At 36.5% G+C, this 15,601-nt stretch carries 15 protein-coding genes; 6 read left to right on the forward strand and 9 right to left on the reverse strand.

Going from position 1 to position 15,601, the window contains the following annotated elements:
- Positions 1-646: 646 nt before the first annotated feature.
- The gene (locus SK33_RS20525) at positions 647-2,983 is read left to right on the forward strand and encodes a UvrD-helicase domain-containing protein (protein ID WP_048219809.1); all 2,337 of its coding nucleotides are present in this window, start codon (positions 647-649) and stop codon (positions 2,981-2,983) included.
- A gap of 74 nt (positions 2,984-3,057) precedes the next feature.
- Here SK33_RS20525 and SK33_RS20530 read toward each other — a convergent pair whose 3' ends face one another.
- From SK33_RS20530 to hxsD, 7 genes are read right to left on the reverse strand one after another with little or no spacing between them, the layout of a single operon-like run.
- Positions 3,058-3,762, reverse strand: a complete 705-nt coding sequence (locus SK33_RS20530; RefSeq protein ID WP_023279396.1) for a hypothetical protein — start codon at positions 3,760-3,762, stop codon at positions 3,058-3,060.
- The gene (locus SK33_RS20535; RefSeq protein ID WP_223332485.1) at positions 3,752-4,666 is read right to left on the reverse strand and encodes a hypothetical protein; all 915 of its coding nucleotides are present in this window, start codon (positions 4,664-4,666) and stop codon (positions 3,752-3,754) included. The genes SK33_RS20530 and SK33_RS20535 overlap by 11 nt, the downstream gene beginning before the upstream one ends.
- 47 nt (positions 4,667-4,713) lie before the next feature.
- Positions 4,714-5,163: a hypothetical protein gene (locus tag SK33_RS20540; RefSeq protein WP_000841452.1), complete on the reverse strand. Its 450-nt coding sequence runs from the start codon at positions 5,161-5,163 to the stop codon at positions 4,714-4,716.
- Between the two features lie 18 nt (positions 5,164-5,181).
- The gene (hxsA, locus tag SK33_RS20545; RefSeq protein ID WP_024136428.1) at positions 5,182-5,817 is read right to left on the reverse strand and encodes a His-Xaa-Ser repeat protein HxsA; all 636 of its coding nucleotides are present in this window, start codon (positions 5,815-5,817) and stop codon (positions 5,182-5,184) included.
- Complete coding sequence (gene hxsC, locus SK33_RS20550; protein ID WP_000005562.1) at positions 5,814-6,926, reverse strand: His-Xaa-Ser system radical SAM maturase HxsC; 1,113 nt, start codon at positions 6,924-6,926, stop codon at positions 5,814-5,816. Before hxsC ends, hxsA begins: the two co-directional genes overlap by 4 nt.
- A complete protein-coding gene (hxsB, locus tag SK33_RS20555; protein WP_007705390.1) occupies positions 6,919-8,307 on the reverse strand; it encodes a His-Xaa-Ser system radical SAM maturase HxsB in 1,389 nt (462 codons plus the stop codon). The genes hxsC and hxsB overlap by 8 nt, the downstream gene beginning before the upstream one ends.
- A complete protein-coding gene (gene hxsD / locus SK33_RS20560) occupies positions 8,307-8,579 on the reverse strand; it encodes a His-Xaa-Ser system protein HxsD (RefSeq protein WP_048219811.1) in 273 nt (90 codons plus the stop codon). The genes hxsB and hxsD overlap by 1 nt, the downstream gene beginning before the upstream one ends.
- Before the next feature lie 268 nt (positions 8,580-8,847).
- Between hxsD and SK33_RS20565 the strand changes: the two genes are divergently transcribed.
- Together SK33_RS20565 and SK33_RS20570 are read left to right on the forward strand one after the other, a co-directional pair.
- Entirely contained in the window at positions 8,848-9,117 is a 270-nt protein-coding gene (locus SK33_RS20565) for a hypothetical protein (protein WP_045340611.1), read from the forward strand.
- A gap of 158 nt (positions 9,118-9,275) precedes the next feature.
- Entirely contained in the window at positions 9,276-9,800 is a 525-nt protein-coding gene (locus SK33_RS20570) for a hypothetical protein (RefSeq protein ID WP_024171539.1), read from the forward strand.
- 567 nt (positions 9,801-10,367) lie between these two features.
- Here the strand turns inward: SK33_RS20570 and SK33_RS20575 are convergent.
- On the reverse strand, positions 10,368-11,765 hold the full coding sequence (locus SK33_RS20575) for a nucleotide-binding domain-containing protein (RefSeq protein WP_048219813.1): 1,398 nt from the start codon (positions 11,763-11,765) through the stop codon (positions 10,368-10,370).
- Positions 11,762-12,415, reverse strand: coding sequence for a hypothetical protein (locus SK33_RS20580; RefSeq protein ID WP_048219814.1), 654 nt, complete (start codon positions 12,413-12,415; stop codon positions 11,762-11,764). The genes SK33_RS20575 and SK33_RS20580 overlap by 4 nt, the downstream gene beginning before the upstream one ends.
- Positions 12,416-12,900: 485 nt before the next feature.
- Between SK33_RS20580 and SK33_RS20585 the strand changes: the two genes are divergently transcribed.
- From SK33_RS20585 to SK33_RS20595, 3 genes are all read left to right on the forward strand, one after another.
- Entirely contained in the window at positions 12,901-13,338 is a 438-nt protein-coding gene (locus SK33_RS20585) for a hypothetical protein (protein WP_048219816.1), read from the forward strand.
- The gene (locus tag SK33_RS20590; protein ID WP_048219817.1) at positions 13,307-14,578 is read left to right on the forward strand and encodes a relaxase/mobilization nuclease domain-containing protein; all 1,272 of its coding nucleotides are present in this window, start codon (positions 13,307-13,309) and stop codon (positions 14,576-14,578) included. The genes SK33_RS20585 and SK33_RS20590 overlap by 32 nt, the downstream gene beginning before the upstream one ends.
- Before the next feature lie 304 nt (positions 14,579-14,882).
- The gene (locus SK33_RS20595; RefSeq protein ID WP_048219819.1) at positions 14,883-15,548 is read left to right on the forward strand and encodes a hypothetical protein; all 666 of its coding nucleotides are present in this window, start codon (positions 14,883-14,885) and stop codon (positions 15,546-15,548) included.
- The last annotated feature ends 53 nt before the right edge of the window (positions 15,549-15,601 follow it).

Below are 15,601 nucleotides of genomic sequence, written 5' to 3' on the forward strand. Positions count from 1 at the left end.
TAAAAATAGTTAGCAAAACAGATAATAATATTACTCATCAAAAGAATAATCATCTGTTGCCATTTTAAAACGCGAAGTTAGTCACAATAATAATTGACCTGTAAATTTAATACACTTCAGAATCAATAAATTAAACATACTTAATTAGTGTAATTTATTCAACAAGATGGAGCACCTATGATTGGTGCTTTGTCAGAGCGATATATAAGCTGAGTATATGATTCGGAAAAAATGACACAAAAAAAGCCACCCGTAGGTAGCTTAATCTTGCATTCTTGGTGCGAAGGCCGGACTCGCACATCACTACTATCCTCATGATCTTAAGACATTAAAAATTACCACAATGGGTATGATACCATCATTGATACCATCACGCGCACCTGTTTACTATAATCCACCAGGTTCAAACCAAGTATCAAGGTCAATTTTCATCAAGTATGCACTTTTTGAAACGATCTTAGTAAAATCGCAATGGGTTAGTGCCCCCTGCCATAAAGATAGGAGCTTCATTTTCACATATAATTCTACCTGCCATGATTATAGCCTAACATTGAAGCCCTCTTACACTTAAAATCGTTTACACTGCACACAACAAATATTATTCTATCTAAATATTCAAACATATTTACTAAGATAAAGGATATACATGAAATTAACTGACAGAATATTCGTAAAGTTCTTTTATAAAAAAATAAAAATAATAATTCAGCGTTCGTACAAGAAAGGATATTCTCAGGGGAAAGATAAGGGTTATCGTAAAGGTCATGATGATGGTGTGTTAAAATATCACATTCGTCGCGAAATCGATACGTTCTCGATGTCCGCTATTGACAACTCGATTTATGGACCAGAAAATATTGGCGTTACGAGAGAATTAGAGCAACTCATGATTGAAAAAGTAAGAGTTGCAACTAAAGCTGGAATTATAAGTTCACCTTCCCCCTCTCAGTGGGAAATGATTTTTTCAGATCATCCAGCGACTTGCGTTGTTGCTGGTGCTGGCTCAGGTAAATCAACAACACTAATTCTTCGCGTAGTGTTTATGCATTTTTATTTAAAGATTCCATTAAATAAAATTACAGTAATATCATTTACAAAAAAATCATGTGAGGAGTTAAGTGAAAAGTTAAATAAAGTATTTACTTTTTGGGATGAAGGGTATGATAAAGAATCTGTTAATTCACTCGTCAGCACATTCCACTCTCTTATATATAGGTTTTCATTGAACTCAATGCCAGGAATAAGTGTTTTCGATTTTTTAGGCGAACATAAAAATGAGAATGAGTCTGCCTTGGAAATATCGTTAGGCAAAAAAAACAATGAGCAAATAGACATTTTGAAAAGCGTTTACACCGAGTTATATAATAATAACAAGGAATTCAAAATTTGTATTGATAAGCTTGTTGATTTTTCAATAACATCATCCTCTTCATCCGATGAAAAAGAGCAAAGAAGTTGGTTAATTAATTATGCAGCAGAGAGAGACCTTGCTCTAACAAAAAAAATTAATGATCTATGGTCTAAAGATGGGAAATGGCCTATAGAGGGAATTGTGCCTGGTCCCGTAAAGTGCTTTCATGTTAATGGAAATATTTTTTATGCTAATGGGTATGTTGAACATAATGAAATGCCGGTTTTTTTATCAGGTAATATTGGGAGTAAGAAATTATTTGATGGGAATGACTCTTTTGATCCTCATGAAACCGATCCCAAGAAAAAAGTACTTTTAAGTACTGCAATATCTATAAAAAACAAAATAGTTGCTGGATACAATAATAGAATTTCTATATTTATAAATAGCAATGACAAACTAAACTCAGTAAATAACTTTCTGAGAACATTTAAAACTGGCGAATCCCCTAGCAATTTTTCAATCAAGTTGCATGGTGAGTTAAACTCAACAAATATACTTGAACTTTTATATGACCAAGGCTCTTTTATTGAAAGTCTTGGCAAAGAAGTTGTTACGACAATATCTAATATTACGCTTTTTCGAGAAAAGGGTATTGAGTATTATTTCGCCAAGGCTTTGGCTTTATTCTGGCCATTATTTGAAGAGACTATCCATAAAAATAACATAATGACTTTCAATCGAATGTTCATAATGTTTTCAGATGAGTTAGTGTTGCAGCAAAGACGTGATTTATTCAAAAATAAATATGTTAGATTTGAAAATCTATTAGTAGATGAATTCCAGGACATTTCACCTCAAATAGCTAATTGGTTAAGGGCAATACATAAAGAAAATGCAATTTTAAGTCGAAGGCCTACGATAATGGCTATTGGTGATGATTGGCAATCAATATATTCATGGAGAGGCAGTTCTCCTGATATTTTCATGAATTTTTCAGATTTTTTCCCTGTGCATAAATCATTGGGAAAACATAAGACAGTTTTTATGATGGAAAACTATCGTTCGGATGCTGCGATTCTTAATGATGCTGAAAAAATGATGGCTTTAGTTAAAGGGAAAATCATAAAAGAATCTATATCATGCCGAAAACCTGATGGTGATGAGCATGGTGTCTATTGTTATGGGTATGATGATAAAAAAGATGATAATTCATGGAAAAATAAAGCAATTCAGCTAATTTATGAACAATTAAATATGGTAAAAAATCAAAAACATAAAGATAAAACTCATATTATAGTTTTGAGCCGAACTAATAATACACTTAAAGAAATAAGAGATTTTTATATAGAAAGATATGGCAGTATTAAAGGAATAAATTTTTTAACGATCCATAAAGCTAAAGGTTTGCAGGGGGAAGTATGTGTGATCTTTGATGATAGCAAAGCTCATATAGGACACATTTTAAGAAATGAAGTTTATAAACAGATTCCCTACTTCAAATATAGTTATGATCAAGCTATGATCGATGAGTCATATCGTTTGGCATATGTAGCTATAACACGAGGGATAAAAAGAGTATTCTGGTTTGCACCAAAAGGAAGTGATGGGGCATTCTCTCATTTTCGGTAAGGAATGAGAGGGTTTCTAGCCCTCTCTATTTCTATTGATAGATTCAGCATTTAGATTCGTATCGTTCAATTTTACTATATTCTATAAATATTAACAGGATGTTGAACAATATCCTGTTTATCATTACATGTAGTTGAAGAGACCTGATTGGCAATGCTGATATTAGGAATAAATGACATCGATGTTTGTAACAATAAGAGTAAAACAAACGCAAGAAATGTTCTAAGGAGAAGTTCATGCGTCATTTTAATACATGTTACCTTACGATTTACTCCATCTCTATTTTTTCGAACAGCACAAAGATTTTCAACAATTAAATTTTTTTTGTATGCATCTCCGGCCCCCCCCCAAATTCTAACTAAATCTATCGTGTCGATTCTATTGGAAGCTGAAACTTTTAAGGTATTAAAAGCCCATAATGCAGCTCTAAGCAAATTAGAAAGTGCATACACAAAAATTGCAAATGACAAAAAATCCACAAAGGCATTATTTCCACCACTACTAATAATACCGGGAACTAACGAGACTAATACAGGAGCAAGAGCAGTAATAGCTGTTAAATATATTGCAGCTTTACTCTCAGCTCCTACTCTTCTTTGATTTTCTAATTCATTGAGTTTTTTTGCCTCATCAAGGGCTAGTTCACTTTCATTTGTCCAGTCAGTATTTTTAATAATTAAGATATCATTATCCAGCTTTTCTTGATCTTGTCTTATTTCTTCACTATTCAGTTCAACTAAAACTGGCCAAAAGAATTCTCTGATATCTTCAAAACTCATATCTACCGATCCTCATAAGTTCATCGACTATAGAACTAGCAATAGGAAGACCTGTCTGGTTTTCTATCCACGCCCATTGACCGTTAGGATTAATTTCTAAAAACCAAAAAACATCATCTTCGTCGCAAATAAAATCTATTGCCCCAAATCGAAGATTAAGTGATTCGACTAGATCTATACACTTAGAACTCAATGATGTAGGTAGCTCTAAAGGTTTATGTTTTAAGTCAATTCGAGACCCCTTGCGCCAGTCTACCTCTGTTTCTTTATGGCTTTGGGAGTAAATTGCAACAGAAAAAACTCTTTTCCCAACTACTGTTACTCTAACATCAAACTTTTTTATTATCTCATGCTGAACTATAATAGGTACCAAAGAAAGTGAACTCGAATCGGTCTCATCTAGTTGACCTAATCTGTTGGTAAAAATGATACTTTCAGCATCATTATTTATAAATAGAGCTTGTCGTAAAGGCTTAGCGATCATTTGAAAGCTATTGCTACAACTTTTTATTTCTTCAAATGAATTAGTGATGGTTGACTCTGGAATATTAAAACCCAAACGTTTGGCAACGACCAGTTGCTTTGGTTTATCTTCAGCTAAAATTATATTAGTAGGCGAGCAAAACCAAAAAGAATCAAGTCGCGAATAAAGACTCTTAAGGAAACTATTCCATTCTCCCTGAATGTAATCAGCAATACCAGGATCAGTTATTGAGGCAGGAACTTCGGGATTCCCAGGTCTACGAAAGTAGGCGGCTTTAACATCGATACCTTTTATTGTATTTCCATTAATAGATATACTCCAATCCATAAATGATGAATCTGACATAGAACAGTATGATCTTGGCAAGTCTTCTGTATTAAGACGGAAGTACTTGATGCCTCGTTTTTTTAACTCAACCACGATATAATCCATAGTTATATCGCGCTTATTAGTCACCAACAATATCATTAAATTAAACCTTCCCTTTGGTGATCATAAGTATGCATAGAGAAATCCTCATCTCTTTCTACTGAAACAAACGTTTTAATAGATAACTCCAGAATATTTCCTGCACACCAGTTATCATCGTCTCGTTCTTGGATTGTATCTGTTTTGGTCATTAACTCTAATAGATGGTTCATACTTAAATCGGAATCATCCCTTTCTAGTTGAGCCTCTGTTTTCGTGGTTAATTCAAGCATAGAAACTGATGAATCATCATCGCTTTCTTGCCTTACTTTAGTTTTAGTTACTGTCTGTGTAAGAGTATATTTAGAGATTATTGGGATTTCTTTACTGTCCTCTTCAACTACCCAAAGATCTTGCTCATACGAGTACCAACCGGGAATGTTTTCCCCCTCTGTTCTCTCGGTAGCGAATCGAGCCAAAAACGGTAAAGCCAAATTATTACTTTTCATTTTATGCTCCATAGAGATTTAACGAGCCAAAATATTTAAAGAATTCAAAAGTTGAGTGTCGAGTGTTTCAGTTGCAGGAATAGGTAATCCGTTCGCAATACGGTAATTTTTCACAGACTGCCTCGTAGATGGTCCCATTATGCCGTCAATATTCCCATTGTAAAATCCCTTGTCCAGCAATGCGAACTGAACACGCATGATTAAGCGCTTACGCTTCTCTGTAGCAGAAGTAAGCCCATTACTTGCACGGTTAGCTTCTGTAGTTCCAACTGAATTCGTAGTAGTAGAGTTAATATTGTCGTTAGAACGAAGCGAACGCACAGAGGAAGAGGACGATGAGGAACTTGTTCCTGAACTTGAAGACCCAGATGAACTTGGTGAGCTGTATGTTTTTGGATAATAGGGAGTGCTGCCACCATAGTACCCGCCACCTGATGATGAACGGTGAGAACTATGGCTCCGATGGGAGCTATGACTGCGATGCCCTGCAATGTAGAATGGAACTTCGGTGTTAAGTGGGGCTATCACTAAATCATGTTCATTAAGAGTCATACCAGGCAAATCACTTGCTCCGGTAGATGAATCACTTGCCCATACAGAATTATTGAGTGCCAAAAACCCCGGAAGTAGAGCAGCAAAATTAAATTTTTTCATAAAATTGGTCTCGGTGGTTGATGAAAACGGCCCGTTGAAGAACTGAAATAACCAGCACAGGAAGACTTCTGAGTGCATTCATCACATTCTTTAGGATAGTAATTTTTCCAATCAGAGATCGACTGAGCAGCAAGCTCCCAGGCTCTTTCAGGAAGATGACACAAAGGATAATTAAAAATTGTTAGAGGTATACCTGACCTGTGTGCAGCGTCTATAGCGGAGGTTATTTTCTCACTATAGCTGCTGTGTTCAATGAAGATTGTTGACCAGTTTTTTCGCGCCCAACCGATAGATTCCAACCCCATAAGGGAAATCTGATTGATGTTGGAGAAAACACGGCCAACGAACTCTACGATGTCATCCAATTCCGTATAGTTAGCCAGTGTCGGAATAACTCTAAGTTCGATATTAATCCCTGAGTTCCCTGCATTGATTAACCCCTTAACCGTTTCATTAAATGCGCCATCACTTCCTACCAAATGATCATGCACAAGTGGTCTTGATGAGTAGAGCGGTATACCAAAGGTGATTTTTATCTTTTTACTTCGCTTTGCCATTTCATGAGTAAAGTTGGTATCAGCAAATTTGCGTCCATTTGTTAAAACATGCAAAGCAGTATCTGGTGAATTCTCGATGATAAAATCAATGAAGTTAAGGAAATCATCTCCATACAGCAAAGGTTCACCACCGCTGACCCCAACTACTCCATTCAACCCAAATGAAGCGATAGCAAGAGCTGATTGGGTAAGTAGCCAGTCATCATTTGATTTCTTTGGTGGCTGCGAACAAAAGAGACACAAGTTATTGCAGCGTTCCGTTACTAAGACAGTATTATGATTGGCTCTGCGGGACAGAATAACGCGGATCATATTGCCATTGTTAATTACCCCAATATCTCCATCTTCAATTGACTCAAATAATTCAGTGCTAATAACAGAGTAATCAAAGCATGGTAGAATGGCATCATTATTGCTTTCAGCAACTACCAGCAAATTGGGCAAAAAGAATAAAGGGTTCACTGGTTTTTGTTTGCATAACCGATAGAACCCTGTGGGCACATTCTTTTTTGAAGCAAAATGAAAGATATCGTTCCTGATAACCTCAGACATATGCCCATCCTTTTAGCATCTCAGCCTTCGGACCACCTTCTGAGATGCAGTTCATCAGATACCTGAACATCCCCTTGTGATACTGACAAAACGTTGAACGACTCCTATCACCGACAGGCTCACCCTGTACACTTATGTTCTGGCATGGATCTGCACCGCAAAATGGTTGATATGCACATGTATCACAACCCGGCAGAGCACAATTGAACGATGAACTCAACACTGCGTTATAATAAGGACTCTTAGAAAATGATAGCGTTTTAACCTCACCCGCACTGAACTCCGTTTCAGGGTTCACCTTCTGCAACATACGGCTCTCATCGCTACCATATACTCGACCGTCATAATTGAAAAGAATACTGTTAAGCACGACCCCGCTTGGCGACTTTAAATCCGCATAACCACTAAAGCCGGGATTGAAGATCCTTTTCAGATGAATGGAGGCCGAATGTTCCACAACCCTTATCCCTTCATTATTCATCTTGAGAATTTCATCTATCAACGAGGCATAGAAACTGAAGTATTCCTCCATAGAAAATGTGAACGATGCTTTTTGTGCAAACCCATAGGGACTGACAGGTCGGATAAACATGTCCTTGATGCCAAGAGACAAGTGAGCCTTGACAATCGATTCAGGATGCCTAATGAGATCTTTAGTAACTGTAGTAACCGTTGCAACGCGACCAGCGCCTAAAGACCGTTTGATAGCCTCTACCCCTGACACTGTTCTACTGTACGCAAGCCCATGACCAAGAATTCGATTACTGTTGTGAACAACTTCCTCACCATCAAGCGAAACAGAGAACGTTATGTTCCTATCTCTCGACCATTCAAGCATATCCTCATTCAATACAGACAGGCTTGATGCTACCACCATCTCAAAATCGGTGCTTCCCAGCGTTTCAGCACATTGCTCATAGATAGACTGAATTAAATCGAACCGCAAGAGTGGCTCTCCACCCTGTATCTCTATCTTGTAAGGTGGAGTTGATAGTTTTTTGATAGTAGAAATGATATCAGGGATGAGAGCGGGATCTAAATCATAACCAGAGGCGTTCACTGAAGCTCGACTGACCTGACAATACTTGCAGGTATGGTCGCAACGTAATGTGGGCACAATCATGAAAATTGGCCTGATAGCCAGTTCATTCATCAATCGTTTTGCAAAAGCAGAACTTAAAGCATAGGGAGCAATAGCTGATGAGCTTTCGTTGGTTATGAACAGCTTGCTTTCAAGTGCGTTTGATTGTTCCGCACTGATTTGCTCATCAGAAAGATCAAGCAGCTCTTGCTCATCAATGAAGTGATGAAAACCAGCGAGGTTGCTTATAAACACCTGTCCATTAGGCAATCTGTCAAAATTGAATGGCATCAATTCCATCACGAAAGCCTTTCATCGACACTGCGAAGCACTTTATGGACAATAGAATCTCTCAACGCCCCCGTTTTATGCTGTAGTTTTTCTCGCAAAGCATAATCATTCAGCAGCCTCTCGAATTCATAGAGGCATTCGGGACCATCGTTTTCAAAAGAGATTGTCCAGGAGGATATATCTTCACAAAGTTTCCACTGAGTAAGCGAAGTCATCCAGTACAGGCTATTGCGTATAACCCATTCAGAATACTCATCTTTTTTTAACGTCCTTTCGCACATTGCCATTGCCTCACAAAACTAATAATCACAATCAGCAACCGCTTTAAAGCGGATTTTTCCTATAGAAATGAGGATACACCATTTAATAAATATGTTACAAGATGTTAGCATCTGAATGGCGATTCCGAAAAATGATGCTGCTTATCCTATGATAATCAATAATGCTTTCTGATTCTCATATGCAGCTTGCACCGGCAAACAGCTAAGAAGCTAACATGACGTTAAAACGCACGGGTTTCAAAGAGTTGTTAGTGGCTCATAGTATGAGATGTATGCCTTCAGCAATCACAATGCGAAAGGCTTCTATACTGACTTATTCGAAGAAGCGTTGGCCAGTATCCTTGACATCATTGATGTCAAGGAAGCCTACACCCACTTTCAATACCTTGAGCAACCTAGAAAGATGAGAGCTGGTGGGGGTGAGGATGAAAATTTAACTTCTTATGTGAAGATAAGTATGGGTGCAATTTTTATGAACGCAAACAGAAATCAGAAACTACAAGCGAATGATACATCAGCACTTTCCATTGTCAATTAACTAATTGATATATAAGGTTAAAATTTATTAGACCTATGAACTATATCCTATCGACTATTAGGATGCTTACATGGTCTGCGGCAGACTAGGTTAAACTGGGCGATTATGCTATAAATTCATTTACGACTAATTGAAATAGTGTCAGGAAAGGAAATATTATGAAGGATATTACGCAAGTGAAAAATATCAACCCTAAAAATCCAGAAAATAATAACACCCCCTCTCAAAAGGTAAAAACCGAAGAAATAAAACCGAACGTTATTTTAGGAATGTCGGTTAAAAGGTTCTTGATTAGCTCTGTAATTACTTTTTTTATAATATTTTTAGTGATATTATGTTCAACAGTATATCTTGTTAAAATAACAATCTCACAAACCCTCTCACCGACATTCTTATTTTTCCCACCAATAGTTATATCAATAGTACTTTCCATGATTTATTACTGGCTTCCAGAAATGAGAGCCGTTATAAATAAGGTATGCGACATTGGCTTGACGGCATCAGTAGCAATTGTATCAATTGTGGCAATATCTAAACCTCTTGGAGGTAGTTATTTTGACTCCATAGTACTAAATAATAATATTACTTCAATTATAATTCTCAGCTATATAGGTGTTTGTTCCCTTACCAAAACAATTGTTACTATATATCCAAACTCGAAAAGAGACCCTAAGCACAATTAGACCAATGATTAATCATCAAAATTATTAATTAATTTTCTTGCCGATATGTAGATCCATTTATAAAGTATCGGCAAGAACATAATCAATGAAAAAGAAATAGTTCCAAATAAAGCTTTCATTGGCAAGTTAGCCGTATCAGAAAAGTTTATTATCAAGCCATATAGACACGCCACGGAATATAACACAACAGTGATTATTATATATTTAAAATTAATCATAATAGTCCAAACATCTTTTATTACATTCATAACACTACCTCTTCAATAATTATTTCACCTCATGATTAATAGCATCTAATAAATAAGTTTTCAAATTTATTTTCATGACATCACATTAACATCCAAACAGCTATAGAATTTCAATATTGGATAGTAGATTAAATGAAATATATACTTACGCGATTGAATATATGACAATAAACAATGGGATTATATCGTTCTTTATAGAATATATCCAAGAAACTTCAAGATTAACATTTCTTGGATATATATGGGATTCAATTTCAAACAAAACTTATATTTTTTATTTGGGAATATTATTTTGTAGTATTTGTAAATACCATCATAATTACTGTATAAATATACTACAAGGAACCTCTTTCTCAATCACTCTTCCGTTAGAGATCACAGAAACATACATAAGATGAAGTCCCTTGTATGAAGTTCTTTCTTTGTGAATAGCATGAAATACCCCATCTTCTTTCTCGTGAGCTTTTTTTATTATTTCAGTTTCATGATTGTCATAGTCGTGCTTTTTACTGGCTTCAATTCCATTATTTACAACACGAAACTTGAATTTAAGCGAATCATAGTTCTCTCCATAACCCTCAGAAAAAATAGCATGAAACTTAACCCATTTATTTTTTGGAATTACAGAGCCGCAACTTTTATAAGTTTTTTTATTTGAAAAACCAAACTCGTCGCTACTATATGTGATTTCAATTTTTATACGAGAGGATATAATACCATGAGGAAGAAGTGAAAAGTATTTTTCCTGATTAAGTAAATATTGACGATATCGCAATCTTTCTTTATTTTTAGATGTGTAATCAATAACATATCTATCTGGTTCGTTATTTTTTATTTTGTAATCCAGATAATCCTTAATAGTAAGCCCTAATTTATTAACTAAACTTTCCCCAAGCATTATAGAATTTTTGGGTGCCTTGTGCTGTAATTTAGATGCTATATCTACATAGAATGATGTAGCAGTTACTTCATTAATGCCAGGGATACCATAGTTCCCCCACAACACATAATCACTTTCACCGATATCTATGCCAATTCTAATACCAATATTCTCATCAGCGACTTCTTTAATTTGTGGAACAACGATTTCATTCATTACCTCAATAAAGTATGCTGCGCAGTTAATAGCATCAATAGCACTATTTTCTAATGTATTAAGGTTTTCATTTTCATTGCTTCGGAAGAAAGCCATAACAGCATCTCCCATAATTCTATGCACATGTCCATCAAATGCATTGATAGTCTCGATAAAACCGCTAATGATATTGTTTTTAAAAAGAAAAACATCAGATGGACTATATGAAAGACCAAGTTTAGTCGAGCCTATAATATCCATAAACATGGTAACCACATACCCAAATTGCGTTATATTATTTGTCTCCAAATTTTTAAAGTCAGGATGTGTTCCAATCGCAGGCTCTTCCTCTCGATCAGGCTTACCAAAAGCTTCTCTTAGCCCACGGACAGCTTCATAATCTCTTAGTGGCGTAATACCATTTCTTACGACGGCACTTTCCGAATTCACACTTTCATACAATGTTTTATTAAAACTTTCCAAAGAAATGTCATTTGCATCTTCCCACACTGGTTCTAAATTTTCCATCCCAGCAGAGTCGAAGGATTTTTTTGTGAAAAAATTATAACTATCACTCTTATTTCTTTTAGCTATACTTTCCATGTCAGAGTTTAAATTTTTATATAAATTCTTAATACTCATTTTGTTTTTCTTCCTATAAGCAGCAAGTAATAAATGACACATACCATGAATACAATAATCAACAAAAGGAAAATAATGATAAGGCTTAAGACTATCACACTATTCTCTTCATTCTTGAATAACCCAAAAGATAATTCTACCCAAGGGATTGATATCGATATAAAAAAGGAAATGAGGGATAATTTCAAATATAGAATTGATCTTTTTTGCCCATTGTATTTTTTTATTAACCCATTGGACAAAGTGTAATTCAGAATTGCTAGTTGTTGCCCTAAATCTAAATATTTTGTCTCAGATAACTTATTGAAATAATCAATCCCATCTTTGTAGTAATGAACAATATCCACAAACGAGAAATTGTTCTCCTTTTCGCTTGCCTTAATAAATGGTGCTATTGAACCTAATGACTTGATAATAGAAGCAACATTCAATAAAACTCCTACTACTAAAAATAACATAAAGAAAAACAACGATAAATAACTTAATTCATAAAGTTTTTCAGGAAGCACCTTTGACAGATTAACTCCAACGATCGTCAATATGGCTGATGCCAATGTTAGCAATATGGTAGATTTAGTATTTGCATAGTTCAAATAGCTATCAGTTCTAGTTAATGACTTAATAATCAAATCAATTTTGTCTTTGTCCATTATATTCAGTCGCTTTTGTAAAATTGCCGAAATCGATTGACGATTGACATGAAAATATATGAGATAATTTATATTAACTTATAGCTTAGCGGAAAATATGTCAATATATTTCCTCGTTAACCCTTATTAATATAACCAATTAAAATCATATGGTTACACAAGCAAACAAGACTCACAACTTAGAATTAATAACCAAATGGAATATAATCATATTTATATATAAAGAAATAATATATACCTATTGTTTTTGATTGTTAGTTATATTTTTTGAAGTTAAATAACTTTTCGGATACTAATTAAAAGCAAGGGCTAACTCATCGAAGCGCTACGCTGCTTCTTCGAGTTCCCCTTGTTTTTTTCGCCCTTCGGTTGAAAAAAATCAAAAGCAAAATCAAGACACTACATTGACATTATCCGAATCTATCATATAAATAAATTAAGCATAAGGAATATGCTTTTATTTAATTATATGAAAAGGAGTTCATATGGTCGAAAGTGATACTTTTAATAAGATCGTTGTAAGTAAGCATTCCCGTAATGGAAGCGTTAACGAAGCGAAGCTCTCATACAACCAGCTTCGTTCTCATTGCGTCAGTGTCAGATTAAATGATGAAGAGCTAACGCTTCTCAATGAGAAACGAGGTCGTCATCGTAAAGGCGAGTGGCTTCGCTTATCTTTACTTAATAAACTCCCAGCTGTCGTTCCAGCCATCAATTTTGAAGCCTGGAAAACCCTTGGTGAGATTTCGCAGAAGCTAAACAAGCTTGTGGCTCATCTTAATAGCAAGAGCTATGAAAGCCCTCTGACGCAAACTGAACTCTTCGCCGTAAAGCGCCAGGTCTCAGAGCTTCGCTTGCATTTAATTACCGCTGACCTGTGGAGAGCTTCCCATGAAGGGGATGCAGAAGATAAAGCGAGGTAAGAACTTCGCTGGCGTAGTGTTTTATGCATTGAGGCCAGCTTCGCATCATAAACCCCCCCCATCAGTGATTGGTGGCAATATGGATGGAAGCAATGCCGGAGAGTTGATTGCAGAATTCAATGCGACTAAAGCGCTTCGCCCGGATCTTGCTAAACCCGTCTGGCACAATTCGCTTCGCTTGCCGAAAAACGAAGCGCTGACAGATGCTCAGTGGTCAGAGATTGCTGATGATTACATGTCCCGAATGGGCTTCTCTGAAACGCACCTCAGATGCTATGTCCTCCATGATGATGCGGCCGGCCAGCACATCCATATCATCGCCAGTCGCATCGAACTCAGTTCGGGGAAGCTCTACTTAGGTAAAAATGAGAACCTTATCAGCACCCGTATCATCCAGGATCTTGAACAAGACTACCAGCTAACAAGAACCAAAGGACCGAAAGCTTCTCCAGCAGCGCCCTCACCTACACCGAAGCTCAAAAAATCCCGTAATGAGATGATGATAGAAAAGAGAACTGGTGAGCTATGCCCAAAAGGATTCATCCAAAACGCCCTTAACGAACTGCTTGATACCAGGCAATCGATTACCGACTTCGTGCAACAGCTTGTGGCACAAAATATCAGGCCAATCCCTAACATTGCCTCTACTGGACGCATGAACGGCTTCTCATTCGAATACAACGGGATTGCTTTCAAAGCATCTCAATTGGGAAAAGGGTATTCCTGGTCTGCCTTGCAAAGCAGAATCGACTACCAACAGGAACGTGATAATGCTTTCCTGTTTAAACTGAAATCATCTGTCAGAGAAACATCTGTTAGTGCAACTCATGATATGGTCATAACTATAGATGCTCCTGAAACCACGACAGAATACGTTAACCGCCCCATAGAAGCACTTATCCTCGATAAACGAGCTGCTGGTCAGGACGAATACTCTATCGCTTCTGTCGAAGCGCTTCTCCCAGAAGCTGTTGCAACTAACAAAGAAGCGATAGCAACCGAAACGTTAAAAGTAGCGCCCAAGCGAAGCTATAGGGCTTCAACGTTCAGATGGTTAGAGACCATCCCCTATCTCAATACCATTATTACCATCTTCAAAAACCTCAAAATCCCAACCCTTAAACGCCCTCAAAAACACAAAACCATCACTAGCGTGAGAATGGTAGAGATTACGCCTCTCCCCCAAAAAAATCTCATTGAATCAGCACCTCAATCCAGAAGAGCTTCGCTTTCGATGTAAGGCTGTCAAGCCTTTTTGATAGATACAGGTCAATAATTTGATCGTTTATACCGATCGATATTCTTTTGGTGATAGCCTGCATCTATCATTAATCTTTAATCGATCGGTACAAGTGATTTGCCTTTCCTGTAAACCCAGTCAAAATGTGATTTCACACCAAAGAATATAACAGACTGATTTAACTAGCCTATTTACGTATTCAACTAACATGCAGGTTTTGAAATGGCAGATACCATCTCATCTGTAGTCCCTGATTTCTTCATACATCGAATATGAATTTAACATCTAACACAAAGGAACTTGTATGAGCATCTCCACCACGAAACGCCGCAATGAAGAAGTCAATGTTGGTCTTTCTGATCGCCGGAAAGCAGAGATTACAGCCTCAAAGTTTGATCTGTTTGGTGAAACTTACACGTTTGTTAAGACTTTCTCTGGCACTGTCATTAATTCCAACCCAAGCAATAATCAGATCTGGGTAAATACCGACGCTGGGGATGAGAAGCAGATTTCCGACTATGGTATCCCCTTCAGAAGTTCACACACTATTTATAAATACGAGCTTCGCCAGTATAGTGAGGATGGTTCGTATAATGTGTATAAAGATGCACTTATCGTTAATAAGAACACGGGAGAACATGAAGTAAACTTAAATAGGAAAAAAGTTGTCATCCCCGCTTTTCTGACAATGCTGTTCCATAATGCTTCTACAGCATCGTATTACAGAGCAATGCCTATTTCGAAACTATTCTCTATTGTTTTCATTTTACTTTGTGCTGCTGCACTTATTTCATTTCTCACATTGCCTTGGGGCTTTAAAGATGGATATGTGTGGGATGAGCACAAGTATATGTGGCTCACATATTTCCTATCAAGGATCGGAAGCTTCGTTTGTATCAAATGGATTAAAAGAAGAAGCGCTAGATTTGATCATGAAATCAGAAATCTTATCGATTTAGTAAAAAAATAAAAAATATAAGCAACAAAGAGTTAGCCCGTAGATTCCTACTACGGGCTTTTAAA

The sequence above is a fragment of the Citrobacter sp. MGH103 genome (assembly GCF_001034475.2).
Lineage (GTDB): Bacteria > Pseudomonadota > Gammaproteobacteria > Enterobacterales > Enterobacteriaceae > Citrobacter > Citrobacter freundii.

Bases quoted from the DNA above. Each gene is read 5' to 3' on its own strand.
- SK33_RS20525 (WP_048219809.1), top strand. From the start codon at position 647: ATGAAATTAACTGACAGAATATTCGTAAAGTTCTTTTATAAAAAAATA.
- SK33_RS20530 (WP_023279396.1), bottom strand. From the start codon at position 3,762: ATGAGTTTTGAAGATATCAGAGAATTCTTTTGGCCAGTTTTAGTTGAA.
- SK33_RS20540 (WP_000841452.1), bottom strand. From the start codon at position 5,163: ATGAAAAGTAATAATTTGGCTTTACCGTTTTTGGCTCGATTCGCTACC.
- hxsA (WP_024136428.1), bottom strand. From the start codon at position 5,817: ATGAAAAAATTTAATTTTGCTGCTCTACTTCCGGGGTTTTTGGCACTC.
- hxsC (WP_000005562.1), bottom strand. From the start codon at position 6,926: ATGTCTGAGGTTATCAGGAACGATATCTTTCATTTTGCTTCAAAAAAG.
- hxsB (WP_007705390.1), bottom strand. From the start codon at position 8,307: ATGGAATTGATGCCATTCAATTTTGACAGATTGCCTAATGGACAGGTG.
- hxsD (WP_048219811.1), bottom strand. From the start codon at position 8,579: ATGTGCGAAAGGACGTTAAAAAAAGATGAGTATTCTGAATGGGTTATA.
- SK33_RS20565 (WP_045340611.1), top strand. From the start codon at position 8,848: ATGTATGCCTTCAGCAATCACAATGCGAAAGGCTTCTATACTGACTTA.
- SK33_RS20570 (WP_024171539.1), top strand. From the start codon at position 9,276: ATGAAGGATATTACGCAAGTGAAAAATATCAACCCTAAAAATCCAGAA.
- SK33_RS20575 (WP_048219813.1), bottom strand. From the start codon at position 11,765: ATGAGTATTAAGAATTTATATAAAAATTTAAACTCTGACATGGAAAGT.
- SK33_RS20580 (WP_048219814.1), bottom strand. From the start codon at position 12,415: ATGGACAAAGACAAAATTGATTTGATTATTAAGTCATTAACTAGAACT.
- SK33_RS20585 (WP_048219816.1), top strand. From the start codon at position 12,901: ATGGTCGAAAGTGATACTTTTAATAAGATCGTTGTAAGTAAGCATTCC.
- SK33_RS20590 (WP_048219817.1), top strand. From the start codon at position 13,307: ATGAAGGGGATGCAGAAGATAAAGCGAGGTAAGAACTTCGCTGGCGTA.
- SK33_RS20595 (WP_048219819.1), top strand. From the start codon at position 14,883: ATGAGCATCTCCACCACGAAACGCCGCAATGAAGAAGTCAATGTTGGT.